Annotated in this window: 23 protein-coding genes; 5 read left to right on the top strand and 18 right to left on the bottom strand. The window is 70.6% G+C overall.

What is annotated here, in order from left to right; all coding sequences use genetic code 11:
• Position 1 precedes the first annotated feature (1 nt).
• On the bottom strand, positions 2-1,192 hold the full coding sequence (locus tag DIE04_RS16240) for a CaiB/BaiF CoA-transferase family protein (RefSeq protein WP_044843524.1): 1,191 nt from the start codon (positions 1,190-1,192) through the stop codon (positions 2-4).
• 394 nt (positions 1,193-1,586) lie between these two features.
• Here DIE04_RS16240 and DIE04_RS16230 point away from each other — a divergent pair, with 394 nt between their 5' ends.
• A complete protein-coding gene (locus DIE04_RS16230; protein ID WP_124521750.1) occupies positions 1,587-2,552 on the top strand; it encodes a D-2-hydroxyacid dehydrogenase in 966 nt (321 codons plus the stop codon).
• Between the two features lie 342 nt (positions 2,553-2,894).
• On the opposite strand, the gene DIE04_RS16225 is transcribed toward DIE04_RS16230, so the two are convergent.
• From DIE04_RS16225 to DIE04_RS16170, 12 genes are all read right to left on the bottom strand, one after another.
• Positions 2,895-3,107, bottom strand: a complete 213-nt coding sequence (locus DIE04_RS16225; protein ID WP_044843526.1) for a hypothetical protein — start codon at positions 3,105-3,107, stop codon at positions 2,895-2,897.
• 277 nt (positions 3,108-3,384) lie between these two features.
• A complete protein-coding gene (locus tag DIE04_RS16220; protein ID WP_124485474.1) occupies positions 3,385-3,822 on the bottom strand; it encodes a hypothetical protein in 438 nt (145 codons plus the stop codon).
• A 229-nt stretch (positions 3,823-4,051) separates the two neighbouring features.
• On the bottom strand, positions 4,052-4,975 hold the full coding sequence (locus DIE04_RS16215) for an ABC transporter permease (RefSeq protein ID WP_124573120.1): 924 nt from the start codon (positions 4,973-4,975) through the stop codon (positions 4,052-4,054).
• Entirely contained in the window at positions 4,975-5,847 is an 873-nt protein-coding gene (locus tag DIE04_RS16210; protein ID WP_044843529.1) for an ABC transporter permease, read from the bottom strand. The genes DIE04_RS16215 and DIE04_RS16210 overlap by 1 nt, the downstream gene beginning before the upstream one ends.
• A 145-nt stretch (positions 5,848-5,992) precedes the next feature.
• Positions 5,993-7,072, bottom strand: a complete 1,080-nt coding sequence (locus DIE04_RS16205; RefSeq protein WP_124521754.1) for an ABC transporter ATP-binding protein — start codon at positions 7,070-7,072, stop codon at positions 5,993-5,995.
• 49 nt (positions 7,073-7,121) lie between these two features.
• Positions 7,122-8,288, bottom strand: coding sequence for an ABC transporter substrate-binding protein (locus DIE04_RS16200; RefSeq protein ID WP_044843531.1), 1,167 nt, complete (start codon positions 8,286-8,288; stop codon positions 7,122-7,124).
• Positions 8,289-8,568: 280 nt separating this feature from the next.
• Entirely contained in the window at positions 8,569-9,144 is a 576-nt protein-coding gene (locus DIE04_RS16195) for an alpha/beta hydrolase (protein WP_124485477.1), read from the bottom strand.
• A 22-nt stretch (positions 9,145-9,166) separates the two neighbouring features.
• Entirely contained in the window at positions 9,167-10,495 is a 1,329-nt protein-coding gene (locus DIE04_RS16190; RefSeq protein WP_124521756.1) for an MFS transporter, read from the bottom strand.
• A 164-nt stretch (positions 10,496-10,659) separates the two neighbouring features.
• The gene (locus DIE04_RS16185) at positions 10,660-11,715 is read right to left on the bottom strand and encodes a 3-keto-5-aminohexanoate cleavage protein (RefSeq protein ID WP_044843535.1); all 1,056 of its coding nucleotides are present in this window, start codon (positions 11,713-11,715) and stop codon (positions 10,660-10,662) included.
• Between the two features lie 120 nt (positions 11,716-11,835).
• Positions 11,836-12,684, bottom strand: coding sequence for a TauD/TfdA family dioxygenase (locus DIE04_RS16180; RefSeq protein ID WP_124521758.1), 849 nt, complete (start codon positions 12,682-12,684; stop codon positions 11,836-11,838).
• A gap of 10 nt (positions 12,685-12,694) precedes the next feature.
• Positions 12,695-13,675: a quinone oxidoreductase gene (locus DIE04_RS16175; RefSeq protein ID WP_124485480.1), complete on the bottom strand. Its 981-nt coding sequence runs from the start codon at positions 13,673-13,675 to the stop codon at positions 12,695-12,697.
• A gap of 33 nt (positions 13,676-13,708) precedes the next feature.
• Complete coding sequence (locus tag DIE04_RS16170; protein ID WP_124521760.1) at positions 13,709-14,662, bottom strand: universal stress protein; 954 nt, start codon at positions 14,660-14,662, stop codon at positions 13,709-13,711.
• Positions 14,663-14,916: 254 nt separating this feature from the next.
• Between DIE04_RS16170 and DIE04_RS16165 the strand changes: the two genes are divergently transcribed.
• From DIE04_RS16165 to DIE04_RS16150, 3 genes are all read left to right on the top strand, one after another.
• Positions 14,917-17,610 carry a LuxR C-terminal-related transcriptional regulator gene (locus DIE04_RS16165; RefSeq protein ID WP_124521762.1) on the top strand — a complete coding sequence of 898 codons (2,694 nt, stop codon included), beginning with the start codon at positions 14,917-14,919 and terminating at the stop codon, positions 17,608-17,610.
• A 300-nt stretch (positions 17,611-17,910) separates the two neighbouring features.
• Entirely contained in the window at positions 17,911-19,035 is a 1,125-nt protein-coding gene (locus tag DIE04_RS16160; protein WP_124485483.1) for a porin, read from the top strand.
• A 323-nt stretch (positions 19,036-19,358) separates the two neighbouring features.
• Positions 19,359-20,063 (top strand): glutathione S-transferase N-terminal domain-containing protein, encoded by a 705-nt coding sequence (locus tag DIE04_RS16150; RefSeq protein ID WP_124521766.1) that lies wholly within the window; start codon positions 19,359-19,361, stop codon positions 20,061-20,063.
• Between the two features lie 151 nt (positions 20,064-20,214).
• Here the strand turns inward: DIE04_RS16150 and DIE04_RS16145 are convergent, their stop codons facing one another.
• Positions 20,215-20,721 (bottom strand): MarR family winged helix-turn-helix transcriptional regulator, encoded by a 507-nt coding sequence (locus DIE04_RS16145; protein ID WP_124520773.1) that lies wholly within the window; start codon positions 20,719-20,721, stop codon positions 20,215-20,217.
• A gap of 135 nt (positions 20,722-20,856) precedes the next feature.
• On the opposite strand from DIE04_RS16145, the gene DIE04_RS16140 reads away from it, so the two are divergent.
• Entirely contained in the window at positions 20,857-22,041 is a 1,185-nt protein-coding gene (locus DIE04_RS16140; RefSeq protein WP_124521768.1) for an MFS transporter, read from the top strand.
• Positions 22,042-22,305: 264 nt separating this feature from the next.
• Here DIE04_RS16140 and cobM read toward each other — a convergent pair whose 3' ends face one another.
• The 4 genes from cobM to cbiE are packed head-to-tail and all read right to left on the bottom strand — an operon-like array spanning position 22,306 to position 26,130.
• Positions 22,306-23,034 carry a precorrin-4 C(11)-methyltransferase gene (gene cobM, locus DIE04_RS16135; RefSeq protein ID WP_124485487.1) on the bottom strand — a complete coding sequence of 243 codons (729 nt, stop codon included), beginning with the start codon at positions 23,032-23,034 and terminating at the stop codon, positions 22,306-22,308.
• Between the two features lie 44 nt (positions 23,035-23,078).
• Entirely contained in the window at positions 23,079-23,810 is a 732-nt protein-coding gene (locus DIE04_RS16130; protein ID WP_124521770.1) for a cobalt-precorrin-6A reductase, read from the bottom strand.
• Complete coding sequence (locus DIE04_RS16125; RefSeq protein ID WP_124485489.1) at positions 23,807-24,895, bottom strand: cobalt-precorrin-5B (C(1))-methyltransferase; 1,089 nt, start codon at positions 24,893-24,895, stop codon at positions 23,807-23,809. Before DIE04_RS16125 ends, DIE04_RS16130 begins: the two co-directional genes overlap by 4 nt.
• Entirely contained in the window at positions 24,895-26,130 is a 1,236-nt protein-coding gene (gene cbiE / locus DIE04_RS16120) for a precorrin-6y C5,15-methyltransferase (decarboxylating) subunit CbiE (protein WP_124485717.1), read from the bottom strand. The genes DIE04_RS16125 and cbiE overlap by 1 nt, the downstream gene beginning before the upstream one ends.
• Positions 26,131-26,199: the final 69 nt, after the last annotated feature.

Below are 26,199 nucleotides of genomic sequence, written 5' to 3'. Positions count from 1 at the left end.
TTCAGATCACGCCGCGCGTGCGCCAGTCGTCGCGCGTCGCCGCATCGATGCCGATCGATTCGAGTACCGCGTCGGTATCGGCGCCGAGCGCGGGCGCCGGACGCTCGATGCATCCCGGCGTCGCGCCGAGTTTCGGCACGATGCCCGGCACGAGCACGGGCGTGCCGTCGGGCAGCGCGGCGTCGACGATCATGTCGCGTGCGCGGTAATGCGGATCGGCCGCGATGTCCGCGACGTCGTAGATGCGCCCGGACGGGATGCGTGCGTCGTGCAGCGCGGCGAGCACGTCGTCGAGATCGAGCCGCGCGCTCCATTCGCCGATCGCCGCGTCGATGCGCGCGACCTGCGCGACGCGCCCGTCGTTGTGCGCGAGCGCGGGATCGTCGCCGAGATCGGGGCGCCCGATCAGCGCCATCAGGCGCCGGAAGATGCTGTCGCCGTTGCCGGCGATCAGCGCGTACCTGCCGTCGCGGCAGCGGTACGCGTTGGTCGGAGCGATGCCCGGCAGGCTGCTGCCGGCCGGCTCGCGCACCGCGCCGAACGCCGAGTATTCGGGCAGCAGGCTTTCCATCATGTTGAAGACGGATTCGTACAGCGCGACGTCGACGACCTGCCCCTTGCCGCCCTGCTGTTCGCGATGGCGCAGCGCGAGCAGGATGCCGATCACGCCGTGCAGCGCCGACAGCGAATCGCCGAGCGACACGCCGACGCGCACCGGCGTGCGGCCGGGCTCGCCGGTCAGGTGGCGCAGGCCGCCCATCGCTTCGGCGATCACGCCGAAGCCGGGCCGGTCGCGATACGGGCCGGTCTGGCCGAAGCCCGATACGCGCAGCATCACGAGACGCGGGTTGATCGCGGACAGCGTCTCCCAGTCGAGCCCCCAGCCTTCCAGCGTGCCGGGCCGGAAGTTCTCGATCAGCACGTCGGTCCCGGCGACGAGGCGGCGCACGACGTCCTGCCCTTCGGGCGTGCGCAGGTCGAGCGCGAGCGAGCGCTTGTTGCGCGACTGCGCGGCCCACCAGACCGACGTGCCGTCGTGCAGCAGCCGCCATTTGCGCAGCGGGTCGCCGACGCCGGGCGGCTCCACCTTGATCACGTCCGCGCCGAATTCGGCGAGCATCCGGCCCGCGAACGGCCCGGCGATCAGTTGGCCGAGTTCCAGCACGCGGATACCGTCCAGGGGGCGCGTCATGACTGTCTCCTGAAAATCGTGTTGTCGATGACGGCGATCATGACGGCGTTCGCATCCGGCGAAAATCGATCGATGCTCAACCAGCCTTTCCTGAACGGAAAGGGGCGCGTGGCTCTTTTCGCGGGCCAGCACGGCGGCTTCGTCGAGCGCCGCACACGCATCGTCCCAGTGGCGCCCGCGTGCGCCATCGCCTGCAGCACGACGGGGCGCTGCCACAGCGGCTCGTGCGACGGAACAGTGAACCGGGAAGTCGTCGGGCCGGCCGTGCACGGATGGCATCGACGTTTTCCACGCGGGAAAGCGCGCTCGCGCAATGCGCAAGCCCGATCGCATGCGCCGTTGGCAGAATCGTTGCCGTTGCGCGCCCGCCGGGCGCCCGTCAGCGAGGCCCGCCATGTTTTCCAGTTCCTCTCCTGCGCAGATCGTGTTTCTCGACCGCGCGACGCTGTCGCCGCAGACCGTGCTGAAGCCGTTTCCGTTTCCGCACGCGCTGCGGACCTTCGAACGGACGGCCGCGGACGAAGTGGCCGCGCGTATCGGCGACGCGGACATCGTCGTGACCAACAAGGTCCGGCTCGACGCGACGGCGCTCGACCGTGCGCCGCACCTGAAAATGATCGCGATCGCCGCGACGGGTACCGACATCGTCGATCTCGATGCGTGCGCCGCGCGCGGCATCGTCGTCAGCAACATTCGCGGGTATGCGGTGCGCACCGTACCCGAACACACGTTCGCGCTGATCTTCGCGCTGCGGCGCAGCCTCGTCGCGTATCGCGACGCGGTGCGCGCGGGGCGCTGGCTCGACAGCGGACAGTTCTGCTTCTTCGATCATCCGATCCGCGACCTGGCCGGCGCGACGCTCGGGATCGTCGGCGACGGCGTGCTCGGCCGTGCGCTGGCCGGCATCGCCCGCGCGCTCGACATGCGCGTGCTGTTCGCCGCGCACGGCGCTGCGCGGGGCGCCGGGCATGTGCCGCTCGACACGCTGCTGCGCGACAGCGACGTGATCACGCTGCACTGCCCGCTCACGCCGGGGACCCGCGGCCTGATCGACGCGGCCGCGTTCGCGCGGATGGCGCGCCGGCCGCTGCTGATCAACACCGCACGCGGCGGGCTCGTGGATGAAGGTGCACTCGTCGACGCGCTGCAGTCGGGGCAGATTTCGGGCGCCGGCTTCGACGTGGTCACGCAGGAGCCGCTGCCGGCCGCGCACCCGTTCCACGCGATCCTGTCGCATCCGGCGTTCATCCTGACGCCGCATGTCGCGTGGGCGAGCGACGAGGCGATGCGGGCACTGGCCGATCAGCTCGTCGACAACGTTGCCGCGTTTGCGCGCGGCGAACCTCGGCAGGTGGTGTGACGCCGGTCGCTGCGGACCGAACCTGCGGACCGCGCGAATTCGGGCCGTGCAGTCAGGGCCGTGTAAATGGGGCGCGCAGATCGACCGCGCAAATGGAGCGGCCCCGCTCGATTGCTCGAAGCGGGGCCGACGGAATGGGGGCTGCTTACGCCAGCGACTCGGCACGGTACGGGTTCGTACATCCGCCCTGTCTTGCGGCCGGTTTCCGAATTCCTGATGGGCGCTACTTCAAGGAAATCAGGCCGCCAAATCTGTAGGACGAGTCCAAAACTGATGAAACGGTGCCCAGGACACCGTTCGCTGCCGCGCCGACCGGCGCGCGAGCCTCGACGCGAAGATCGATCAGTAAGCGGACATCTCGACGCAAGGATCGACCTTGGACGGCGAGCAGATGACCGAATACTTGGCGCTTTCGCGCATCAGCGCTTCGCCTTCGTGCAGCGCGATCTTGATCTCGGGGTGACGCTCGTACGCGAGGAACGCGGAGCAGAAGACCGCGGACATCACGACCAGGGAAAACACAAATTTTTCAAGGGATTGGAGACGTTCGGGCATGGTTCGACCTTTCTTCTAGGTCGTGATTATAGCTCGAATTAAGGGTTTTCCCTATATTCCGATCCGCATACCGAGGATGGGTTCGGTCGATACCCGGTCGCGTTTGCGCCCTTTTTTGCCGCTAATCCGGGCCCGAGCACGGGTCGAACAAGATGGGGCACCGCCGCGGTCGCGGCACCGTTCGCGCAGTCCGCCAGCGGTCCGTGGAGAACGGTACGGTTCCGCGCGCCGGGAGCGTCCTCTGAAGAAAGCGCGACGAAGCCCGTCGCCGGCCGCGTCACTGCGGCGCTGACGCACCGCTCGCCGCGTTGCCGGGCCACGCCTTGCCGATCCGGTCGATCAGCGATTTGGCGGCGCCGGTCGCGATGGCCGCGTCGACGCCCGAGGTCTGCCACGAACCGTCGGCGGCCTTGACGAAGGTCAGGTTCGCGCGCGACGGCGCGTAATCGTGGTTGCGCCACGTGACCACGACGTCGCACGTGTAGGTCCGTTCGCCGACCTTCCTGCAGTCGCCGTCGGGTTTCGCCGAGATCACGTCGGCCGACACGGGCAGCGGCTGGCCGAACAGCGCGTTCAGGCCGCCGTGGTTTTCCGCTTCGAGCGCGCGGCGCACCGCGGCATCGACGTCGCTCGATCCGGGGCCGTCGTGGAGCAGGTTGCAGGCGGCAAGCAGCGTGGCCGCACAGCCGAGCGTGAGCAGCGTGGGAAACTTCATGGAACTCCGCGAATCGGGTGAACGTCGGGCGGCATGCGGCGATGCGAGCGAACGTATCGCCGGGCCGGTACGCTGCGTAGTCTGCAACGTCCGTGCACGGTTCGCGGTATCCATTTGTAACCAATTGCACGGATGGCGCGCGCAAGCATCGGCAGGACCGCCTGCATCGCTGCGCCGCCGCTGTCCTTCGCGTTGAGTCGCGTTAACGCACGCCGCCACACGTGGACGCCTATTGCCGCTCCTGCTTCACGCGACTCACGAGCTGCGTCGGGCTCACGAACTGCAGCGCGATCACGACCCACACGAGCGTGATGGCCATGTAGATCATCGCCATCGCGTCGATCGACTGCGGCGCGCGCACGCCGGTCGAGAACACCGCGTAATACAGCGCGACGACGAGCGTCTGCGTGCTCGGGCCCGCGGTGAAGAAGGTCAGCTCGAACATCCCGATCGTGCGCACCAGCACGAGCAGCCCGGCCGCGAGCATGCCGGGCACCAGCAGCGGCAACAGCACGTAGCGGAAATAGCGCCACGTGTTCGCGCCGAAGATGCGCGCGGCGGCTTCGAGGTTCGGATCGATCTGCTCGAGGAACGGCGTCATCACGAGGATCACGAACGGCAGCGCCGGTACCAGGTTCGCGAGGATCACGCCCGGCAGCGTGCCGGCGAGCCCGACCTTGTACATCACGGTCGCCATCGGGATCCCGTACGTGACGGGCGGCACCATCAGCGGCAGCAGGAACACCAGCAGCGCGAAGCGCTTGCCGCGGAATTGCACGCGCGCGAGCGCATAGGCGGCCGGCACGCCGAGCGCGACCGACAGCAGCACCACCGCGCCGACCACTTCGACCGTCACCCACAGCACGCTCGCGAGCTGGAAGTCTTCCCACGCCTTGGCATACCAGTGCAGCGTGAAGCCCTGCGGCAGCGGCGTGCCGAACCAGCGCGTCGCGACCGAGTTCACCGCGACGGTCGCGATCAGCAGCATCACGTTCAGCAGGAAGAACGCCATCAGCCCCCACACGAGCGCCTTCCATGCACGGCCGGCGAGGCTGCCGCGCAGTTTGCGCGGCTTCATCGCGTTGACCGGCTGCGCGCCGGGCGGGCTGTGCTTCGGCGGCCACGCCGGCGCGGCATGATTGTCGGTCGCCATCAGCCCTTGCCTCCCGTGACCGGACCGGTATAGAAGAAGCGGCGCGCGCCGAGCATCGACGCGACCACCAGCAGCTGCACGAAGCCCATCACGATCGCGATCGCCGACGCGAGCGAATAGTCGTAGCTCTCGAACGCGGCTTCGGCGGCCGCGATCGAGATCACTCGCGTCGGCCCGGCCGGCGCGCCGAGCAGCACGGCTGACGGGAACACCGAGAACGCCTGCACGAACGACAGGCACGCGGCCATCGTGAGCCCCGGCACGAGCAGCGGCAGGTAGATCCGCCGGAACTGCTGCCACGGGTTCGCGCCGAGCGTGGCCGCGGCGCGCGCGAGCGTCGGGTCGATGCCGCTGATGTACGACAGCATCAGCAGGAACGCGAACGGAAAGCCCGACACGATCAGCGACAGCAGCACGCCCCAGTAGTTGTGCGTGAGGCGCACCTCGTCGGTGTACAGGTGCAGCCCTTGCAGCGCCTGCGGGAACCAGCCGTTCGGGCCGAAGTACGTGAGCATCCCGTCGGCGACGAGCACCGTGCCGAGCGTGACGGGAATCACGAGCAGCGTCGTGACGAACTTCTGGTACGGCGAGTTGCGGCGCAGCGCGAACGCGACAGGCACCGCGATGCCGACGTTGATCAGCGTCGCCGGCACCGCGAGCTTCAGCGTGACGAGCACGGTCGGCCACATCGCCGTGTCGGTGAAGAACTGCACGTAGTTCGCGAGCACGCCGCCGCCGTTCGTCGGCTGGAACGACAGCACGAGGCCGTACGCGAACGGATAGATGAACAGCGCGACGATGAACGCGAGCGCGGGCGTGACGAGCCACGCCTTCGCGTCGCGCGGCGCGCCGCCGGTCGCGAGCGTGCTCATGCGGCACCGCCCTTGCAAGTGCTGTTTCGACAGTGCCCGACAGAAGCATTCCGTTGCGCAAGAATGTGCGTCCGGCGGCGATCGGGGATGGTTTTCATGCTGGCCTCCCGGGGGCGCGCTGCCGCGCACGCGGCGCCGCGGCCGTTCATCGCGCGTCTCCCGCATAGACGAGCGTGCGCGCCGGGCTCACGCGCAGCCGCAGCCGTTCGCCCTGCGCGAATTCGCCGGCGACGCGCGCCCAGATCGGGCCGAACGGCGTGATCGCGCGAATGAGCGAGTCGCGGCCGCCGTATTCGACCGTTTCGACGGTCGCGTCGAATGCGTTGTCGGCGCCTGCTTGTGCGCGCTCGATGTCGTCGGGGCGCAGCGCGACCACGACGTCCTTGCCGTCGAAGCCCGCCATCGGCACGCCGGTGATGCGCACACCCGCGGCGGCGACGTTCACGTAATCGCCGGCCATGCCTTCGAGCGTGAACGGCAGCACGTTGCGATAGCCCATGAAGCGCGCGACGTGCAGGTTGTGCGGGCGCGTGTACACGTCCTTCGGCGACGCGACCTGCTGCACGACGCCCTCCTTCATCACGACGATCCGGTCGGCCATCGACAGCGCCTCGTCCTGGTCGTGCGTCACGTAGATCGTCGCGCGTTCGAGTTGCGTGTGGATGCGGCGGATCTCGGCGCGCATCTCGATGCGCAGCTTCGTGTCGAGGTTCGACAGCGGCTCGTCCATCAGCACCAGCGGCGGCTCGATGACGATCGCGCGCGCGATCGCGACGCGCTGCTGCTGCCCGCCCGACAACTGCCCGGGCAGCTTGCCCTCGTGGCCGACGAGCTGCACGAGTTCGAGCGCCTGCTGCGCGCGCCGCCGCGTTTCCTGCTTCGGCACGCCGCGCATCTTCAGCCCGAAGCCGACGTTTTCGAGCACCGACATGTGCGGAAACAGCGCGTAGTTCTGGAACACCATGCCGAAGCCGCGGCGCTCGGGCGGCAGCACGTCGATGCGCGTGTCGTCGAGCCAGATGCCGCCGCTCGTGAGCGGCTGCAGCCCGGCGATGCAGTTCAGCGCGGTCGACTTGCCGCAGCCCGACGGGCCGAGCAGCGCGACGAACTCGCCGCGCCGGATGTCGAGATCGAGCCCGTTCAGTGCGGCGACCTGCGCGCCCTCCGCATTGGTGAAGCTGCGGCACACGCCGTCGAGCCGCAACCGTTCGAAACTGTGCTTCATTACGCGAACTCCGTCGGCGCGGGCGCCGCGGCGCCCGCGGGTTCATCCGTCATTTCGACTTCTGCGACCCGATCTCGCGGTCCCACTTCTGGAACGCGGCCACCATCGCCTGCGCGTTGAGCGGCTGCACGTGCGGACGTTCCGCGAGCAGCTTCGCGTACTCGGGGCGGCCGAACTTCCTGATCACTTCCTGGCTGTGCGCGGGCGCCATCTCGAGCGTCACGCCCTTCACCGCCGGGCCCGGATAGAAGTAGCCGTCGTCGTAGGTCATCGCCTGCTGCGCCGGTTCGAGCAGGAAGTTCATCAGCTTGAACAGCACGTCGAGCTTGTCCTTCGCCACGCCCTTCGGAATCACCATGTAGTGCGCGTCGTTGACCCACGTCATGTTGTCGAACGCCTGGATCCGGAAGTCGGCCGGCACGATGCCGAGCGCGCGCGGGTTGAGGTCCCAGCCGGTGACGGTCACGGTCATGTCGCGCGTGCCTTCGCCGAGCTCCTTCATCACGGCCGACGTGCCGCCCGGGTAGTACGGCACGCAGTCGTTGAGCTGCTTCAGGAACGCCCAGGTCTTGTCCCAGCCGTTGATCGGATCCTGCGGGTTCTTGTCGCCCAGCACGTACGGCAGCCCCATCAGGAACGTGCGGCCGGGGCCCGAGTTCGCCGGGCGCGCGTAGATCAGCTTGTTCGGATGCGCCTTGCACCACGCGAGCAGCTGTTCGGGCGTCTTCGGCGGGTCGGCGACCTTCGCCGGGTTGTATTCGAGCAGCGGGCCGGCCGGCATGTAGGTCACTTCGAGGCCGAAGCCCTGCGCGACATCCTGCATCTTGCGCGGGCCGGGCGCGTACCGGTCGAGCACGCCGGGGAACGCGCCCGCGTTGTCGGGCAGCAGCTTCAGCCACAGGTTCTGCTCGATGCCGGCGGCCAGCGCGTCGGTGCCGGTCAGCACGAGATCGATGTCGGCGCGCCCCGCCGCCTGCATCGCCTTGATCTTGCCCGGCAGCTGCGGCGCGGGCGCGTTCGTGAACGTGACGTTCGCGACGAGATTCGGGTTCTTCTCCTTGAACGCCTCGATGGCCTTCTGCGTGAGCTGCAGGTTGCCCGCGACGTCGACGACGTTCAGCGATACGGGTGCGGCAACGGCTGCCGCGGCCGACAGCGTGAAACCCAGCGCGAGTGCGATCCGGCGGACACGGCGAGCGATCGGGGTGGCGTTCATGTCTCCTCACTTCGGTCGGTGGATGGGACCTTTCTTTTCAGGAAATCATGACGGCGTTATACGATGTCGGTCAACAAAAAACCGACTGGCGCGGGGCGGGAATTTCCCTAACAGAAACCTTCCGTTTCCCGAGGATTTGTAGATTGAACGATTTGGCGCCGCGACACGGCGACGGGCACGCGGCGTGTTAGGACGTCGTATGTCGCTGGGCGCTCAAATGGAATCGGTTCACGTTGACGCGCCGGCAGGGAATTCATGCGCGGCGCGTTGCCGATGGCGCTCAGGCCGCACCGAGCGCGATCACCTCCCCGATCAGCCGCTCCGCATCCCGCCACTCGCCGTACCCGGACGCCGGATTCAGATGCCCGACTTCGCCGAGATCGACGAGCTTGCTGCCCCACCCGGCCGCCAGCAGTTCGACGCGTTCGAAGCGCGCGAGCGGATCGTTGCGGCTAGCGGCCACGACGCTCGGAAACGGCAGCCGCCCGGTCGGTACCGGGGTCCAGCCGTTCGCGGCGATCGCGTCGGGCGCCGGGTAACCGGCGGGCATCGGCGTGTCGAGATCGGCCGGTGCCGCGAGCAGCGCGCCGTGGATCTTGCGCGTGGCCTGCCGTGCCCAGTGCACCGTGATCATCACGCCCGCGCTGTGCGCGACCAGAATCACGGGGCCGTCGATCGCGGCGAGCGCCGCATCGAGTGCCGCGACGCGCGCGGCGCGGCTCAGCTTGTCGGCTTCGAGCGGCGCGACGGACCGTGCGTTCGGCAGGCGTCGTTGCAGATGCGTCTGCCAATGGTCTTCGACGTGATCGCGCAAGCCGGGCACGATCAGGATGGTGGGCGCGGTCGCCAGGGTCATGCAGCCTCCGGGAGGGTTCGGTTCAGGAAAGGTGGGACGCGCGCCGTTCGCGTTCGACGCGCGCGAGATCGGCCGCGTAGCTCGCGCGTCCGATCGCGAACAACACGGCGGCCGCGAGCGGCACGACGGGAATCCATTGCAGTGCGCCGACGAGGCCGGCGCGATCGGCGACCCACCCCGTCAGCAGCGGGCCCGGCGCCATGCCGAGCAGGTTGTTGGCGAGCGTGAGCGTCGCGAACGCCGATGCATGGATCGCGGCGGGCGTCAGGTTCGCGACCATCGCGCCCGATGCGCCGGACGCGCCCGCACCGACCAGCATGCCCGCGCAAATCAGCGCGAGTTGCAGCGGCCCGGGCGGCAGCCGGAACGCGGCCGCGAGGCACACGCCCGTCAGCACGCAATACGCGATCGCGGTCAACCACTTGCGCTTGCCGTCGGTTTTGCCGACACGGTCGGTGACGATCCCGCAGCCGACCATCCCGACGCCCGACAGCAGCACGAAGCCGGCCGCGAGCACCGCGGCGCGGTCCGGCGCCATCGCGTAATAACGGTTCAGGTAGCTCGGCAGCCACGCGAACAGCGCGCCGGGCACGAACAGGTGCAGCCCGCTGCCGACATACGCGCAGATCACCGAACGCGATGCGAACAGCCCCGACATCAGCGCGCGCACGCTGCCGCGCAGGTCGCGCGGCGCATCGGCATGGGGCCGGCACGGTTCGACGCGGCAGGCCGCGAGCCGCCGTTCGGTGACCACGCCGCGGTACGCGACGAGCAGCACGATGCCGAGCGCGGCCATCACGCCGAACGACCAGCGCCAGCCGAGATGCGCGCCGACGAGGCCGCCGAGCGCCATCCCGAACACGGAGCCGAACGCGCCGCCGGCCATGAACGCGCCGGTCAGCGTCGCGCGCAGCCGGGCCGGAAAGATGCTGAGGATCAGTGCGACGCCGACGCTGCCGTACGCGGCTTCGCCGAGCCCGACGAGGCCGCGCGACACGAGCATTTGGGCGTAGTTGGTCGACAGCGCGCAGCCGAGCGTCGCGACGCTCCACAGCGCGGCCATCAGCACGATGCTGCGCACGCGGCCGAAGCGGTCGGCGAGCACCGACAGCGGGAACGTCAGCAGGCCGACCAGCAGCGCGACGACGCCGGAGAGCGAGCCGAGCTGCGTGTCCGACAGTCCCCACGCGTGCTTGAGGAGCGGAAACACGGCATTGAGCACCTGCCGCGACATGTAGTCCGACAGCAGCAGGCCGACGGTCAGCCCGAACACGAGCCAGGCATAGGCCGGCGCGCGCCGCCCGGTGGCCGCCACGTCCTGCAGCGACGGCTCGACGTGATGAATCAGCATGCGTGTCTCCTCCGGCACCGGTGCGGCAACGCGCCGGCGCGGCTTGCGCGGCCCCGCTCCGTTCGTCGGAGCTTGCCTCGCGCACGGCGCGAGGGTGGGTGCCGCGCCACATCGATCGGCGGGCGGCGCTCGCGGGCCGCCCGGTTGCACGGTCGCCCGGTGCGTCAGGCCGCGCGCAGCGGCACGCTCAGCTGGCCCGGCCGGCGGTTCGGCGCCATCCCGAGCTGCGCGAGCGTCTCGTCGACGCCGTCGTACTGCACGCCGATCCGGTAGATCGCCTTCGCCTCCTTGCCGGTGGCGATCTCGCGCCCGAGTTCGCGCGCGATCCGCGCGCACTGCTCGACCTGCTGCACCGACGTCATCCGGTTGCCCTTCTGGTCGATGATCGTGTCCTCGATCCCGCAGCGCGGATGCAGGCCCAGCGCCATCGCGACCGTGTTGATCGGCAGCACGTTCTTCATCAGCGATTCGAGCGTGATGCACGCGCCGTCCGGGCAGCGCCGCACGAATTCCATGAAGTTGTACGGATTCGGGCCGTCGAAGCCGCCGCCGATGCCGACCCACGTGACGTTCAGCGGCCCGCGATAGACGCCGCGGCGGATGATCCGCTCGAGCGTCTCGAGCGCGTGCATGCCGGTGAGCTGGAAATGCGGCTGGATGCCGGCCGCCTGCAGCCGGCGCAGGTGCTCGTCGACCCAGCCGGGGCCGGCCGGCACGGTCATCTCGCGGTACGCGTCCCACAGCGCGGCTTCGTTCAGCGAGGTGCCGGCGATGTCCTTGCGGTTCATCAGCTCGGTGATGTTCATCTGCACGGTGTTGATCGCGACCGTCACCTGGTCGGGCTTCGGCGTCAGCTCGGCGAGCATGTGGCGCGTGTCGTCGGACAGCCATTTCGCCTCGGCGCCGTCGCCTTCCGGCGCGAACGAGATCGAGCCGCCGACCTGCAGGATCATGTCGGGCACCGCCTCGCGCAGCCGGCCGAGCAGCTCGTTGAATTTCGACAGCCGCTTGCTGCCCTTGCCGTCGAGTTCGCGCACGTGCAGGTGCAGCACCGTCGCGCCCGCGTTGTAGCAGTCGACGGCCTTCTGCACGTGCTCGTCCATCGTCACCGGAATGTCTTCCGGAAAGTCGGCGGGCATCCATTCGGGGCCGTACGGCGCGACCGTGATGACTACCTTGTCCTGGTTTTCCGGGTGCAGCGAATCGTCGAGAAATTGCATGTCGTCCTCCAGTGGGAATCGTTTTAGTGCAGGCGTACGGGCGTGCGTATCCCGCCGCGCCGGGCGGCTGGCCTGGCGCGTCGTGTACAGGGTTGCGAGTCGGTTAAGGTGCGGGCGCGCTCAGAACGGCACGTCGCCGACGATGCCCGCGCGCTCCATCCTGCGCACGCACGGCGGGTAGTCCATCACCGCGTAATGCTGGGTGCTGCGGTTGTCCCAGATCGCGACGCTGTTCTTCTTCCAGCGCCAGCGCACCTGGTATTCGGGGATGTAAGCCTGGCTGATCAGGTATTGCAGCAGCTGGCCGGCGCCCGGATTCGCGTCCTGCCCGAAGCGCACGCGCCCGGGCGTATGGAAGTTCGTGAAGTGCGTCGTGAACGCGTTCACGTACAGCACCTTCTCGCCGGTTTCGGGATGCGTGCGCACGACCGGATGCTCTGCGTCCGGATACTGCGCCTTCAGCGCGAGGCGCTTGTCGACCGGCATCGCCGCGCCGAAGCTCGCCTCGATGCTGTGGCGTGCGCGCAAGTCTTCGATCTGCTGCTTCACGTGTTCCGGCAGGTTCTCGTATGCGAGCACCATGTTCGCCCACATCGTGTCGCCGCCAACCGGCGGACCCTCGATGCAGCGCAGCACACAGCCGAGCGGCGGCGCCACGCGCCAGCTCGCATCGCTGTGCCACGCATTCTCGTAGCGGTCGTTCGGCTGGTCGGGCGACTTGTAGATCCGCACGAGCCCCGGGTGCTCGGGATCGCTGCCGGCGACCGGATGATCCTCGAGCTCGCCGAAGCGGCGTGCGAACGCGACGTGCTCGGCGCGCGTGATGTCCTGGTCGCGCAGGAACAGCACGCGATGGCGCAGCAGTTGCGTGCGGATCTCGGCGAACAGGCCGTCGTCGTGCACGGCGTCGGCGAGGCTCACGTCCAGCAGCTCCGCGCCGATCGCACAGGTCAGGGGTTCGACTCGCATGCGCGTCTCCTCAGACGATGAATACCGACGAGCCGGTCGTCTTGCGCGACTCGAGATCGCGGTGCGCCTGTGCCGCGTCCTGCAGCGCGTAACGCTGGTTGATCTCGATCCGGATGCGGCCGGCCGCGACGTGCGCGAACAGCTCGCCGGCTAGGTCGTTCTTCTCGGCCGGATCGGCGATGTAGTCGGCCAGCGCCGGGCGCGTCAGGTACAGCGAACCCTTCATCGCGAGGCGCTGCGGGTCGAACGGCGGGATCGGGCCCGACGCGGTACCGACGCAGACCATCAGCCCGCGCCGCTTCAGCGAATCGAGCGAGCCCTCGAAGGTGTCCTTGCCGACGCTGTCGAACACGACGTCGACGCCCGCGCCGCCGGTCAGTTCGCGCACGCGCTTCGCGACGTCCTCGCGGCTGTAGTCGATCGTATGGTCGCAGCCATGCGCGCGGGCGATCGCGGCCTTGTGCTCGCTCGACACGGTGCCGATCACCGTCAGCCCGAGCAGCTTCGCCCATTGCGACACGATCAACCCGACGCCGCCCGCGGCCGCGTGCAGCAGGATCGTGTCGCCCGGCGCGAACGCGTGGATGCGGCGCAACAGGTACGCCGACGTCAGGCCGCGCATCGTCATCGCCGCGGCCGTTTCGCAGGCGATCCCGGCCGGCAGCTTCACGAGCGGCGCGGCGGCGATCAGCCGTTCGGTGCTGTACGCGCCGAGCGTGTTCAGGAAGCCGGTGTAGGTCACCCGGTCGCCGGCGGCGACGTTCGTCACGCCGGGGCCGACGGCCTCGACCACGCCGGCGGCCTCGACGCCGATGCCGGCCGGCAGCGGCACCGGATACAGGCCGCTGCGGAAATACGTGTCGGCGAAGTTCAGGCCGACGGCCTCGTGCCGCAGGCGGACCTGCCCCGCGCCCGGGTCGCCGACTTCGACCGCTTCCCAGCGCAGCACGTCGGGGCCGCCGGTTTCGTGGAATCGCACTGCATGTGCCATCTGGTTCTCCGTAGGGTTTCAGTCGGATGCGCGTCACGCATCGTCGGGTTCGTCCGCGTCCGGCGTCGTCGCGGCTGAGCCGCTCGCCGGAGGCGCGTCCAGTTCGGTCCAGTCGGCGTCGCTCAAATAGCGCCGCGCGGCCGGGAAAATCACGCCTTCCATGCGCCCCATCTGCTCGAACGCGCCGCGCGCATAGACGGCGAGCGCTGCATCGAACGCGGCCGACGGCAAGCCGTCGGCGGCGAGCCGCGCCAGCGCGTCGAGCGCGTGCGCGTCGCGGCGCCGCTGGCGGTCGAGCTCGTCGAGTTCGGCCGCGGTGCTCTCCGCCCGTCTGCGCAATGCCGCGCACAGGCGTGCTTCGGCGGACGGCCCGGAACGCGCGTCCTGCAGCGCCGCGAGCGACGCCAACGCGGCGTGCACCGCGAGCGCGCGGTCTGCATCGGCGGCCGGCCGCGTTGCCGAGTCCGGGGCTTCGCTCGCGAGCGTCGGCGCCTGCAACTGCGTCAGCGCCTGCAACTGCGCGCCGAGCGCGCGATGCGCGGCGAGACAGCGGGCCATCACGCGCGCCTCTGCCGGCGCACGCCGCGCCGGGCACACGAGCACCGGCACGCCGCTCGTCGCCAGCAGCAACCGCCGTTGCGCGGCCGCGCCGGCATCGGCATCGTGCGGCAGCGCCGCGACGCCGATCAGGTCGCAGCCGAGTTCGCCGGCGAGCGTGGCGGGCGACGTGCCGCCGGCCCCCGGATCGCCGGCCCCCGCGATCGCATGGGACAGGCCCTGCGCCCGGGCGGCGGCTTCCACTTTCGCACCGTGTTCCGGCATCCGCGCTCCGGATAAACGCGAGTCGGAGCCAGGCGATTGCGGCGCCGCGCCGGACAGCACGAACGTGACCCGCGCGCCGACCGCACGCGCCAGTTCGAGCGCATGGCCGATCGCGTCGATGCCGCCGGGCACGCCGTCGACCGTCACGAGCAGATGGCGATACATCGTGCCGCTCCGTTTATCCGGCGCTCGCCGCGCTGCGGCGCGCGCCGGTCGATACGATGTTCATGGCCCCTCCCCGTTGCATTCGTCAATCGCGTTCGTCACGCCTCGGAATCCATGCTATCGGCCGGGAGGCGGCGCGGCCCCACTCGCCGCGGGGGGGATTGACGCGCGAACGCGGTTCGGCCGATCCTTCCCCCCACGCCCACCCCGGACGCCGGCCTGCACGGCAGCGCCGGATTCCGACTGCTGCCCCGATGGCTCACCCACCCGAACGCGCCGACGCGCCCCCGACCGAACTCGTGCTGAAGACGACCGCGCCGCGCGTGCCGGCGCAGTTGCTCGCGCGCGCGCGGCTGAGCCTTGCCGCGGCGGCGTTCGACGCCCGGCCCGTCACGCTCGTGCAGGCGCCGGCCGGCTACGGCAAGACCTCGCTGCTCGCGCAATGGCGGCGCGAATCGCTCGCGCTCGGCCGCGCGGTCGTGTGGCTGTCCGCCGACGAGCGCGACGACGCGCCGCGCCTGCTGCAGGGGCTCGTGCAGGCGGTGCGCACCGGTTGCGCGCGGCCCGCGTTCGGGCGCCTGATTCCGGACGGCGCGGCCCGCGCGCTGGAGGGGCTGACCGCGTGGCTGGCCGAGGTCGCGCAACTGTCGATCGACGCGCTGCTGATCGTCGACGATGCGGAGCGGCTGCCCGCCGCCGGCCTCGACGCGCTGACCTACGTGCTGCACAACGCGCCGCAGAACCTGCGGGTGGTCGTCGCGGCCCGGCGCGGGCTCGATCACGCGGCCGGCGACCTGCTCGCCGGCGGGCAATGCACGCTCGCGGGCCCCGACTGGCTGCGCTTCACGCTCGACGAGACGATCGCGCTGGTCGGCGCGCGCTTTGCGCAGCGGGTCGACGCCGACGCGTGCGCGCGGCTGTTCGAGCGCGTCGACGGCTGGCCTCTCGGACTGCAGCTCGCGATGGCCGCGATGGCGCGCTCGGCCGATCCGCGCCAGGCCGTCGATGCGCTCGCCGCACGCATGGACGGCACGCGCGACCGGCTCGTCGAACTGCTGCTCGCGAATTTGTCGGCCGACGACACCGCGTTCCTGACCCGCACGAGCGTTGCCGACCGCCTGCATCCGTCGCTGTGCGCCGCGCTGCTCGACGACGCGGCCGCCCCCGACCGGCTCGCACGGCTCGCGCGCGACACGCCGCTGTTCATCGCGTCCGACGCTTCCGACTGGTGCCGGCTGCATCCGCTCGTGCGCGATACGCTGCGCGACCGTCTGACGACGAGCGCCGAAGCAGACCGCAGCGCGCTGCACGCACGCGCGGCCGCGTGGCTCGACGCGCACGGGATGACGGAGGAAGCGGCGCGCCACGCGTATGCGGCCGGCCAGTTCGAGACGGCATACGCGCTCGCGCAGCGCTGCCTCGAGGACGCGATCAAGCAGGGCCGCATCAACGACGTGCTCGACTGGCTCGCGCTGCTGCCCGATGCGGAACTCGACAAGCGCCCGACGCTGCGGATCGCGGTCGCGTGGGCGCTGGCGCTCGGCGAGCGCCATGTCGAGGCGCGGCGCCAGATCGCCGGCATCCTCGCCGACCCCGGCACGCCGGCCGCGATGCGCTACGAATGCGCGCTGATCCTCAGTGCGGCGGCCTACTACGCGGACGAAATCGACCATTTCGTCGAGCTGTTCGAACCGTGGGCCGACTTCACGCCGCCCAGGGCGACCTGGCTCGCGCAGATGCATGCGAACCGCCTGTCGGCGCGCGCGATCATCGTCGGCGAACCGGCGCAGGCGCGCCGCTTCCAGCAGGCCGCGCCGCGCGGCGCGACCGCGGCCGGGTTCGGCTACGTCGCGCGCTGGGGCGAGCTGATCACCGGCCTGAGCTACCTGCGCGAAGGCCAGATCCGGCTCGCGGACGACGCGTTGTCGCCGGCGCTCGCCCGCGCGGAAGCCGATCTCGGGCGCCGCCATCCGCTGACCTGCATGCTTGCGGCGATGTGCGCGGCGATCGCGTACGAGGCCGATCGCGTCGACCAGGCCGCCGCGCTGCTCGCGAACCGGCTCGACGTGCTCGAGCACGCGGGCACGCCCGACACCGTGCTGCTCGGCTACCGGACGGCCGCGCGCATCGCGCTGCTGCGCGGCGTCGAGCATCGCGCGATCGACCTGCTCGAGGCGCTCGACGCGATGGGCGTCGCGCGCCGGCTGCCGCGCCTGTCGGTCGCGAGCCTCGCCGAGCAGGTGCGCATTCACGCGGCGCGCTATCGCGAGGCGACCTGCCATGCGCTGGTCGAGCGGATCGATGCGATTGCCGCGGCCGAGTTTCCGTCGCACGGGCCGCTGTGGCGGCGCCCCGTCGTGCTGCTGCAGGCGATGGCGCACGCGGGCGCCGCGCTTGCCGCGCGCCGCTGGGACGATGCGTGCGCGGCGCTCGACGAAGCCGCCGTGCTGGCCCGCGAAATGAGCATGGGACGCGAGCGCATCGAGATCATGGCGCTCAGCGCGTTCGCGCTCGAACAGTCCGGGCACGGCGGCCGCGCGCTGCTCGACGAGGCGATGAACCTCGCGGACATGTTCGGCCTCACGCGCACGCTCGCCGACGCGCATCCGGCCGTCGCCGACTGGGCGCGCCGCATCGGCGACGAGACGGCCGCGGGCGACGGACCCGCCCGGCCCGCACAGCCGCAGCCGCGCATCGTGCCGCCCGCGCCGCGCAGCACGGCCAGCCCGCGCGCGGTGCCGAGCGTCGTGCTGACGCCGAAGGAGCGCGCGATCCTCGAACTGCTCGCGCGCAACCTGTCGAACAAGGAGATCGCGGTGGCGCTCGCCGTCGGCGAGGAAACCGTGAAGTGGCACCTGAAGAACCTGTTCGGCAAGCTCGACGCCAGCTCGCGCAAGCACGCGGTGCGCCGCGCGCTGGTGCTCGGGTTGCTCGAAAGCGCGCCTTGACGCGCGCGTTGCCCGCCTGCGCACGTCCGAACCGGCCTCAACTCGCGTCAACTCGCCTTAACTGGCCTTGATCGGCCTTGCCCGGCCGTTGATGACAACCGCGTCACCAGGGCTTCCCTCCGATTCTCCGCAACCCTGCCCCCCGCGCATGGGGGGGAGCGGCCGCGCGCCGTTGCGTAGTCTTTCCGCACGGCTCGCACCGGCGTCGCACCCGGCGCCCTCCCGCCTGCCTCGATGCTTCCCCTGCTGCACCCGCCCGGGCTCGATCCCGTGCGGTCCATTACGATCCTGGAGACTTCGATGAAGACGAAACTGGCCGCGCTCGCGGCGCTTGCCGGCAGTGCGGCGCTCGCGCACGCGCAATCCTCCGTCACGCTGTACGGGGTGGTCGACACGGGCCTGCTGTACCAGAGCACGTCGGCCGCGTCGTTCGGCCCGAGCGCGCCGAACACCGGCAAGGTGTTCCGCATGAAGGACGGCGGCATCTATTCGAGCTTCTGGGGCATCAAGGGCAGCGAGGACATCGGCGGCGGCTACAAGGTCAACTTCAAGCTGCAGGGCTCGTTCGACAGCGGCACCGGCAGGATGCAGCTGAGCGACACGCCGGGCGCCGTCGCGATCTTCAACCAGGTTGCGTCGCTCGGCGTGTCCGGGCCGTTCGGCACCTTCACGGCCGGCCGCCAGATCGTGCCGATGATCTACGCGATGGCCGACACCGACGTGCGCAACGCGCAGTTCTTCGGCAGCGTGCTGACCGCGTGGCTCGGCCTGAACACCGCGGCCGGCTGGCCGGGCACGAGCACCAACGGCGCGATCGGCGCGCTGTACGACAGCAATGCGCTCGTCTATCAGTCGCCGACCTTCGCGGGCGCGTCGATCGCGCTCGAATACGCGCCCGGCGGCGTCGCCGGGCAGTTCCAGGGCGGCACGCGCGAATCGGTCGTGCTGCGGTATTCGAACTACGGGCTCAACGCGTCGGCCGTCTACTACAACGGCCACGACACGAATCCGGCGCCGGGTGTCGCGCCGACCGGCGTCGACAACAACCGCTTCATCTACGTCGGCGCGAAATACACGATCCGTGACTTCTCGGTGTCGGCGTCGTACGGCAACGGCAGGAATCCGTCGCATGCGGACAAGGTGAACCTCGACATGCTGTCGGCCGGCGTCGGCTATCGCTTCACGCCCGCGTTGCAGGTGACGTCGGCGGTGTATTACCTGAAGGACCGCAACCGTTCGGAAAACCGCTCGACGGCCGTCGTGCTCACGGCCGACTACAGCCTGTCGAAGCGGTCGATGGTCTATGCGCAGGTCGGCCACGTGAACAACCGCGGCACGATGAACCAGATGCTCGTGTACGGGCAGCCGGTCGCGCCCGGGGTCGGCACGACCGCGGCGATGGTCGGGCTGCGGCACAACTTCTGACGATGCGGTGCGGTGTGGCACGGGTGCCGCAGCGCGCAGGGCCTGGCGCGATGTCCACAGGCACCCGTTCGCGACACGTCGATGCGTCGTCTGTTGAGGCGACTGACCGAAACAGGCAGGCGCGCTGCGCGCGGCGGCGCACGGACACGACGCGTGGCCGCCGTCTGCAGCGATCGCGGGGATCGGCTACAGTGGGCGTCTTCGGCGCGCCCCGCCCGCCGGTCGATGCGTTCGTCCCGTTCCTGCCGCCGTGTCAGCGGCTGCCCGGCGACGCGTAGCAGGCCGGCGGGGCGCGGATCCTCAACGTTGACGAACGAACCCCCATGCCCGATCTGTCCGCCTTCCCGATCACGAAAAAATGGCCGGCCCAGCATCCCGACCGTCTCCAGCTGTACTCGCTGCCGACGCCGAACGGCGTCAAGGTCTCGATCATGCTCGAGGAAACCGGCCTGCCGTACGAGCCGCACCTCGTGCGCTTCGACACGAACGACCAGCTGTCGCCCGAATTCCTGTCGCTGAACCCGAACAACAAGATCCCGGCGATCATCGATCCGAACGGCCCCGACGGCCGGCCGCTGGCGCTGTTCGAATCCGGCGCGATCCTGATCTATCTCGCGGACAAGACGGGCCAGTTGATCCCGAAGGATCCGGCGGGCCGCTACGAGACGATCCAGTGGGTGATGTTCCAGATGGGCGGCATCGGCCCGATGTTCGGCCAGGTCGGCTTCTTCCACAAGTTCGCGGGCCGCGACTACGAGGACAAGCGTCCGCGCGACCGCTACGTCGCCGAATCGAAGCGCCTGCTCGGCGTGCTCGACGCGCATCTCGCGAACCGCAAGTGGGTGCTGGGCGATTCGTACACGATCGCCGACATCGCGATCTTCCCGTGGGTGCGCAACCTCGTCGGCTTCTATGAAGCGGGCGACCTGGTCGGCTTCGGCGAATTCAAGCATGTCGCGCGGGCGCTCGACGCGTTCGTCGCGCGTCCGGCCGTCGCGCGCGGGCTCAACATCCCGGCACGCGGCTGAGCCGCGCGGCGGGCGCACCCGGTGCGGCCCGCCGTCTGTCCGGCCCGCCGCATCGCGCGGCGGGCGGTTCACGCGCTGCCTTTCGCGCGTTTTCTTTCGGTGTTTCCATGTCCCGCTCGTCGCGTTCGTTCGACGTGACGATGCGGCGGCGCTACCTTTCGGCCGACGCTTCTCCTCCCAATCCCGCCAGCAGCTTTTCGAGCAACGCCGCAAGTTGCGCCTGCTCCGCCTCCGACAGCGCGGCCAGCATCGCGCGCTGATTGTCGACGTGCGCGACCACCGCATCGTCGATCAGCGCGCGGCCGGCGTCGGTCAGCGCGACGAGCGTGCCGCGGCCGTCGGCCGGGTTCGGCCGGCGCTCGACCCAGCCGGCCTTCTGCAGCCGGTCGATGCGCGCGGTCATCCCGCCCGACGACATCATCAGCGCGTCGTACAGGGCCGTCGGCGTCAGCGCGAACGGCGCGCCGCTGCGCCGCAGCGTCGCCAGCACGTCGAACTCGCCCGGCTGCATCCCGTAGCGCGCGAACAGCGGATTGAGACCGTCGCGCGCGATCACGAGCGCGGCTTCCTGCAGCCGTCCCATCACGAGCATCGACGACGCATCCAGATCCGGACGCTCGACGCGCCATTGCGCGAGCGCATGCGCGGCTCGATCCATTAACCCTCCTCGGCTCACCAGTTATCTTGACGTCGAGATAAATACGCATTTATCTTGATGTCGAGATACTTTACATGAAAATGCACGGCACGCAGGACGGAGGTGTCGTGCACCGATATCGAGGGCCACTCCATCATGAATCGCTCCACTTCCCCCGGCTGGCGGCTGGCCGCCGTCGTACTGGTCGGGTTGAACCTGCGGCCCGCGCTGGCCGCGATCGGTCCGCTGCTCGACATGATCCAGCGTGCGACCGGCATCGGCGATGGCGCGGCGAGCCTGCTGACCACGATCCCGATCCTGCTGATGGGCCTGGGCGCGCTCGGGGCGCGGTGGCTGCAGCGCGTGACGGGGATCGCCGGCGGCGTGTGGCTCGGCGTCGTGCTGATCGGGCTCGCGTGCGCGTCGCGCTTCGGCGCGCAGCACGCGTGGCTGCTGCTCGCGAGCGCAGGTTGCGCGGGCATCGGGATCGCGATGGTGCAGGCGCTGCTGCCGGGGTTCGTGAAGGCGCATTTCGCGACGCGCATCGGCGGCGCGATGGGCGTCTATTCGACGTCGATCATGGGCGGGGCGGTGCTCGCGAGCGTCGTCGCGCCGTTCGCCGCGGCCCGCTGGAGCTGGCTGGTCGCGCTCGCGGGCTGGGCGCTGCCGGCCGCGGTCGCGGCGCTCGCGTGGCCGCTGGCCAGTCGTGGCGGTGACGCACCGGCGTCCGGGCCGACGGCTGCGCCGCCGATGCAGGCGCGACCGTCGCGCTCGCCGCGGGCCTGGCGGCTCGCGATGTTCTTCGGGATCGCGACGGGTGCCTACACCCTCGTGCTCGCATGGCTGCCGCCGTACTACATGCGGCTCGGCTGGTCGCCGACCGCGGCCGGCAGCCTGCTCGGCGGCGTGACGCTCGCGGAAGTCGTCGCGGGGCTGGCGATCTCGGCGACGATCGACCGCCTGCCCGATCGCCGGCCCGCGCTGCACGCGGCGATCGCGTCGCTGTTCGCCGGATTGCTGGTGATGCTGGCCGCGCCGGACACGCTCGCGATGCCGGCCGCGCTGCTGCTTGGCGCGGGGATCGGCGCGCTGTTTCCGCTGTCGCTGATCGTCACGGTCGATCATGCGGCGACGCCGGCCGATGCGGCATCGCTGACCGGGTTCGTGCAGGGCGTCGGCTATCTGGTCGCCGGGTTGTTTCCGTTCGCGGCCGGCATCGTGCGCCAGCATCTCGCGGATCTGACGCCGGCATGGATCGCGATGGCATGCCTGTGCGTCGTGCTGTTCGCACTGGCGGCGGGCTTCGCGCCGCAGTTTGCGCGGCGTGTCGCGCGTGCGTAGCGCCGTTCAGAAGCGGCGCGTGAAGGCGTCGACCCGGTTCGTGGCCGGCGCGCGGTTGCCCGTTGCCGGTTCATGCAGTGCCGTTCGACGATGGACATCGATCGGCGGCCCGGTTCGCGCGGTTGCCCGTTGTCACCCGGTCGCGCCGGTTCACGCGGAGAGCGCCGCTCGACGATGGGTATTGATCGGTTGCCCCGCTCGCGAGGCAACCCATTGTCGCGATGCCTCGCAACGCGAAGTGCGTTGCGTTCGGTACACGCGTCATCACCCCCCGCTCGCGTACAGCGTCGAATCCGCGAACCCTTCCGCATCGAGCACGCGCCCGATCAGGATCAGCGCGGTGCGTTCGATCTGCGTGCCCTGCACCTTGCCGACGATGTCGGCCAGCGTGCCGGTCACGCGCTCCTCGTCGGGCCAGCTCGCGCGATAGATCACGGCGACCGGGCACGCGGGCCCGTAATGCGGCAGCACTTCGTCGACGATCCGCGCGAGATGCCGCACGCCGAGGTGAATCGCGAGCGTCGCGCGATGCGCGGCGAGCGCGCCGAGCGCTTCGCCTTCCGGCATCGTCGTCTTGCCCGCGAAGCGCGTGAGGATCACCGTCTGCGCGACACCGGGCAGCGTCAGCTCGACCCCGAGCGTCGCCGCGCAGGCGGCCGTGGCCGTCACGCCCGGCACGATTTCATAGGGAATCCCGAGCGCTTTCAGCCGGCGGATCTGTTCGCCGATCGCACCGTACAGCGACGGATCGCCCGAATGCACGCGCGCGACGTCCTGCCCTTTCGCATGCGCGTCGGCGAGCAGCGCGACGATCGCGTCGAGGTCGAGCTCGGCGGTATTGACGACCCGTTCCGCACGATGGCCGTCAAGCACGGCCGGCGGCACGAGCGACCCTGCATACAGGATCACCGGGCACGTGCGCACGAGGCGCTGGCCCTTTACCGTGATCAGCTCCGGGTCGCCGGGGCCCGCGCCGATGAAATACACCGTCATCGAAAAATCTCCGTCAATTCATGGGACAGCCGGGTTGCGTGGCATCAAGCACGCGCGGCCGGGTCGAGCGCATCGAGCAGCGCGGCGGCCGAGTTGAACGCGCGGTCGGCGTCAGGCAGCGGCGGCCGGCGCAGCATCACGACCGGCAGCCGGCGTTCGCGCGCGACGTCGAGCTTGGCTTCGGTCGCGGCGCCGCCGCTGTTCTTGCTGACGACGACGTCGATGCCCGCGAGCGCGAACAGCGCGCGCTCATTTTCGAGCGTGAACGGCCCGCGCGCGGCGACGATCTGCGCGCGCGCGTTGCCGGGATGCGCATCGAGGCAGCGCACCAGCCAGAACTGGTGCGGCGGGATCGCGTCGAGATGCGCGAGCGGTTCGCGGCCGAGCGTGAACAGCGGCCGCCGGAACGGCGCGAGCGCGGCCTCGATGCCGCCCCAGTCGTCGACCATCCGCCAGTCGTCGCCGGGTTGCGGCGCCCACGGCGCGCGGCGCAGCGCCCACAGCGGCACGCCCGCGTCGCGCGCGGCGGCCGCCGCGTTCGCGCTGATGCGCGCGGCATACGGATGCGTGGCGTCGATCACGAGGCCGATGCCGGCACCGCGCAGATACGCGGCGAGCCCCGCCGCCCCGCCGAAGCCGCCGACGCGCACGTCGCAGCGCAGGTCGTCGGGCACCTTGCCGAGACCCGCGAGGCTATAGACGTGCCGCGGACCGAGCGCGCGTGCGATCTTCAGCGCGTCGCCGGTGCCGCCGAGCACCAGGATGCGCGCGCTCATCGTGCGATCCCGACGAAGCGGCCCTGCCGGTCGATCGCGAACATCTCGACGGCGACCGATGGCGGCACGATGTCGCGCGCGACCCGCAGCGCGTGCGCGCAGACGAGGTCGCCGAGCGGCACGCCTTCGGCCTGCGCGAGCTTCAGCGCTTCCTGGCTGGTGTTCGCCGCGCGCATCGCGGCCTGCAGCGCGTCGTTCGCGCCCGCCTCGGCCGCCCACTGCGCGAGCAGCGGCAGGTCGATGCTCGAATGGCGGCTGTGCAGGTCGAGATGGCCGGCCGCGAGCTTGCTGAGCTTGCCGAAGCCGCCGCACATCGACAGGCGCGCGACCGGCGCGCGGCGCAGGTGCTTGAGCACCGCGCCGGCGAAATCGCCCATTTCGATCAGTGCCATGTCGGGCAGGCCGTAGTGCGCGCGCATCGCATCCTCGCTCGCGTTGCCGGTGCACGCGGCGATGTGCGCGATCCCGTTCGCGCGCGCGACGTCGATGCCCTGATGGATCGACGCGATGTACGCCGAGCACGAGAACGGCCGCACGATGCCGGTCGTGCCGAGAATCGACAAGCCGCCGACGATGCCCAGCCGCGGGTTCATCGTCTTCAGCGCGAGCGCCTCGCCGCCCTCGACACCGATCGTCACGTCGAAGCCGCCCGTGTAGCCGTATTCGGCCGCGAGCGCGTCGAGGTGCGCGGTCATCATCTGGCGCGGCACCGGATTGATCGCCGGTTCGCCGACCGGCAGCGTGAGCCCCGCGCGCGTGACGGTGCCGACCCCCGGCCCCGCGTGAAAACGCACGCCGGGCACGGCGGCGAGCGCGACCCGCGCGAAGATCAGCGCGCCGTGCGTGACGTCAGGATCGTCGCCGGCATCCTTGATCGTGCCGGCTTCCGCGCCGTCGGCCGTGGCCCGGCAGAACGCGAGCCGCATCATCACGCGCTGCCCCTTCGGCAACACGATCTCGACCGCATCGTCCGCGCGGCCCGCGAGCAGCACGCGTGCGGCGGCGAGCGACGTCGCGGTCGCGCAGCTGCCGGTCGTGTAGCCGAACCGCAGCGGTGCCGGTTGTTCGGGGGTTTCGTCGCGCATCAGGCAGGGTCCGCGAGGTCGGTCGCCGTGGAAGCGGGCTTGTGCACGTCGTACAGCGTGACGGGCAACGGCTGCCGCCACGTGTCGAAGCGGCCGAGCGGCTCGGCGTGCGCGAGCGATACGCGCGTGAGCGTGCCGCCGTGCGCGTCGCGCCACGCGGCGAGCGCCAGCTCGCCCTGCAGCGTGACCGCGTTCGCGACGAGCCGGCCGCCGGGCTTCAGTGCCGACCAGCACGCGTCGAGCACGCCGGGCACGGTCGCGCCGCCGCCGATGAAGATCGCGTCGGGCGCGGCGAGCCCCGCGAGCGCATCGGGCGCGCGCCCGGCCACGAGTTGCAGGCCCGGTACGCCGAGCGCGTCGCGGTTGTGCTCGATGTAGCGCTGCCGCTCCGCATGCGACTCGATCGCGATCGCCTGGCACGACGGATGCGCGCGCATCCACTCGATGCCGATCGAGCCGCTGCCCGCGCCGACGTCCCACAACAGTTCGCCGGGGGCAGGCGCGAGGCGTCCGAGCGTCAGCGCGCGCATGTCGCGCTTGGTGAGCTGGCCGTCGTGGCGGTACGCGTCGTCGGGCAGGCCGGGCGTGAGCGCGCGGCGCGGCGCATCGGGGCCTGCCTGGCAGTCGAGTGCGACGAGATTGAGCGCGGCGGTTTCGTCGATGTGCCAGTCTTGCGCGAGCCCGTCGATGCGCCGCTCGAGCGGGCCGCCGAGGTGCTCGAACACGCTGATGCGCGTCGGGCCGAAGCCGCGCGCGGCGAGTTCGGCGGCGACCGTGGCCGGCGTGCGGCCGTCGGCGCTCAGCACGAACAGGCGCCGGCCCGGCAGCAGGTGACGCGCCAGCGTCGCGAGCGGCCGGCCGACGAGCGACACCGCGCCGACGTCCTGCAACGCCCAGCCGAGCCGCGCGGCCGCCAGCGACAGCGACGACGGTGCGGGCAGCACGCGCCATTCGTCGGGGGACAGTTCGCGCGCGAGCGTCGCGCCGACGCCGAACAGCATCGGGTCGCCGCTCGCCAGCACGCAGACGGGCGAACCGCGCTGCGCGAGCAGGCCCGACAGGTCGAACGGCGACGGCCACGCGGCGCGTTCGGCCGGCAGCCGCGCGGGCAGCATGTCGAGGTGCCGCTTCGCGCCGATGACCCGCTTCGCCTCGAGCAGCGCGCGCCGCGCGCCGCGCCCGAGCCCCGCGTAGCCGTCGTCGCCGATGCCCACTACCGTCAGCCACGCCGTCATGCACCCTTCCCCTTCGTCCGATTCCATCGAGTCGCCGCACGGCGGCCGTGAAGGCGCCGGTGCGGCCGT

It is taken from the genome of Burkholderia sp. Bp8994, assembly GCF_003853805.1.
Lineage (GTDB): Bacteria > Pseudomonadota > Gammaproteobacteria > Burkholderiales > Burkholderiaceae > Burkholderia.
The sequence above is the reverse complement of the archived record's forward strand: the minus strand, read 5'-3'. Positions and strand labels throughout refer to the sequence as shown.

Coding starts and splice junctions, on each gene's coding strand:
- DIE04_RS16240 (WP_044843524.1), bottom strand. CDS start 1,192: ATGACGCGCCCCCTGGACGGTATCCGCGTGCTGGAACTCGGCCAACTG.
- DIE04_RS16230 (WP_124521750.1), top strand. CDS start 1,587: ATGTTTTCCAGTTCCTCTCCTGCGCAGATCGTGTTTCTCGACCGCGCG.
- DIE04_RS16225 (WP_044843526.1), bottom strand. CDS start 3,107: ATGCCCGAACGTCTCCAATCCCTTGAAAAATTTGTGTTTTCCCTGGTC.
- DIE04_RS16220 (WP_124485474.1), bottom strand. CDS start 3,822: ATGAAGTTTCCCACGCTGCTCACGCTCGGCTGTGCGGCCACGCTGCTT.
- DIE04_RS16215 (WP_124573120.1), bottom strand. CDS start 4,975: ATGGCGACCGACAATCATGCCGCGCCGGCGTGGCCGCCGAAGCACAGC.
- DIE04_RS16210 (WP_044843529.1), bottom strand. CDS start 5,847: ATGAGCACGCTCGCGACCGGCGGCGCGCCGCGCGACGCGAAGGCGTGG.
- DIE04_RS16205 (WP_124521754.1), bottom strand. CDS start 7,072: ATGAAGCACAGTTTCGAACGGTTGCGGCTCGACGGCGTGTGCCGCAGC.
- DIE04_RS16200 (WP_044843531.1), bottom strand. CDS start 8,288: ATGAACGCCACCCCGATCGCTCGCCGTGTCCGCCGGATCGCACTCGCG.
- DIE04_RS16195 (WP_124485477.1), bottom strand. CDS start 9,144: ATGACCCTGGCGACCGCGCCCACCATCCTGATCGTGCCCGGCTTGCGC.
- DIE04_RS16190 (WP_124521756.1), bottom strand. CDS start 10,495: ATGCTGATTCATCACGTCGAGCCGTCGCTGCAGGACGTGGCGGCCACC.
- DIE04_RS16185 (WP_044843535.1), bottom strand. CDS start 11,715: ATGCAATTTCTCGACGATTCGCTGCACCCGGAAAACCAGGACAAGGTA.
- DIE04_RS16180 (WP_124521758.1), bottom strand. CDS start 12,684: ATGCGAGTCGAACCCCTGACCTGTGCGATCGGCGCGGAGCTGCTGGAC.
- DIE04_RS16175 (WP_124485480.1), bottom strand. CDS start 13,675: ATGGCACATGCAGTGCGATTCCACGAAACCGGCGGCCCCGACGTGCTG.
- DIE04_RS16170 (WP_124521760.1), bottom strand. CDS start 14,662: ATGTATCGCCATCTGCTCGTGACGGTCGACGGCGTGCCCGGCGGCATC.
- DIE04_RS16165 (WP_124521762.1), top strand. CDS start 14,917: ATGGCTCACCCACCCGAACGCGCCGACGCGCCCCCGACCGAACTCGTG.
- DIE04_RS16160 (WP_124485483.1), top strand. CDS start 17,911: ATGAAGACGAAACTGGCCGCGCTCGCGGCGCTTGCCGGCAGTGCGGCG.
- DIE04_RS16150 (WP_124521766.1), top strand. CDS start 19,359: ATGCCCGATCTGTCCGCCTTCCCGATCACGAAAAAATGGCCGGCCCAG.
- DIE04_RS16145 (WP_124520773.1), bottom strand. CDS start 20,721: ATGGATCGAGCCGCGCATGCGCTCGCGCAATGGCGCGTCGAGCGTCCG.
- DIE04_RS16140 (WP_124521768.1), top strand. CDS start 20,857: ATGAATCGCTCCACTTCCCCCGGCTGGCGGCTGGCCGCCGTCGTACTG.
- cobM (WP_124485487.1), bottom strand. CDS start 23,034: ATGACGGTGTATTTCATCGGCGCGGGCCCCGGCGACCCGGAGCTGATC.
- DIE04_RS16130 (WP_124521770.1), bottom strand. CDS start 23,810: ATGAGCGCGCGCATCCTGGTGCTCGGCGGCACCGGCGACGCGCTGAAG.
- DIE04_RS16125 (WP_124485489.1), bottom strand. CDS start 24,895: ATGCGCGACGAAACCCCCGAACAACCGGCACCGCTGCGGTTCGGCTAC.
- cbiE (WP_124485717.1), bottom strand. CDS start 26,130: ATGACGGCGTGGCTGACGGTAGTGGGCATCGGCGACGACGGCTACGCG.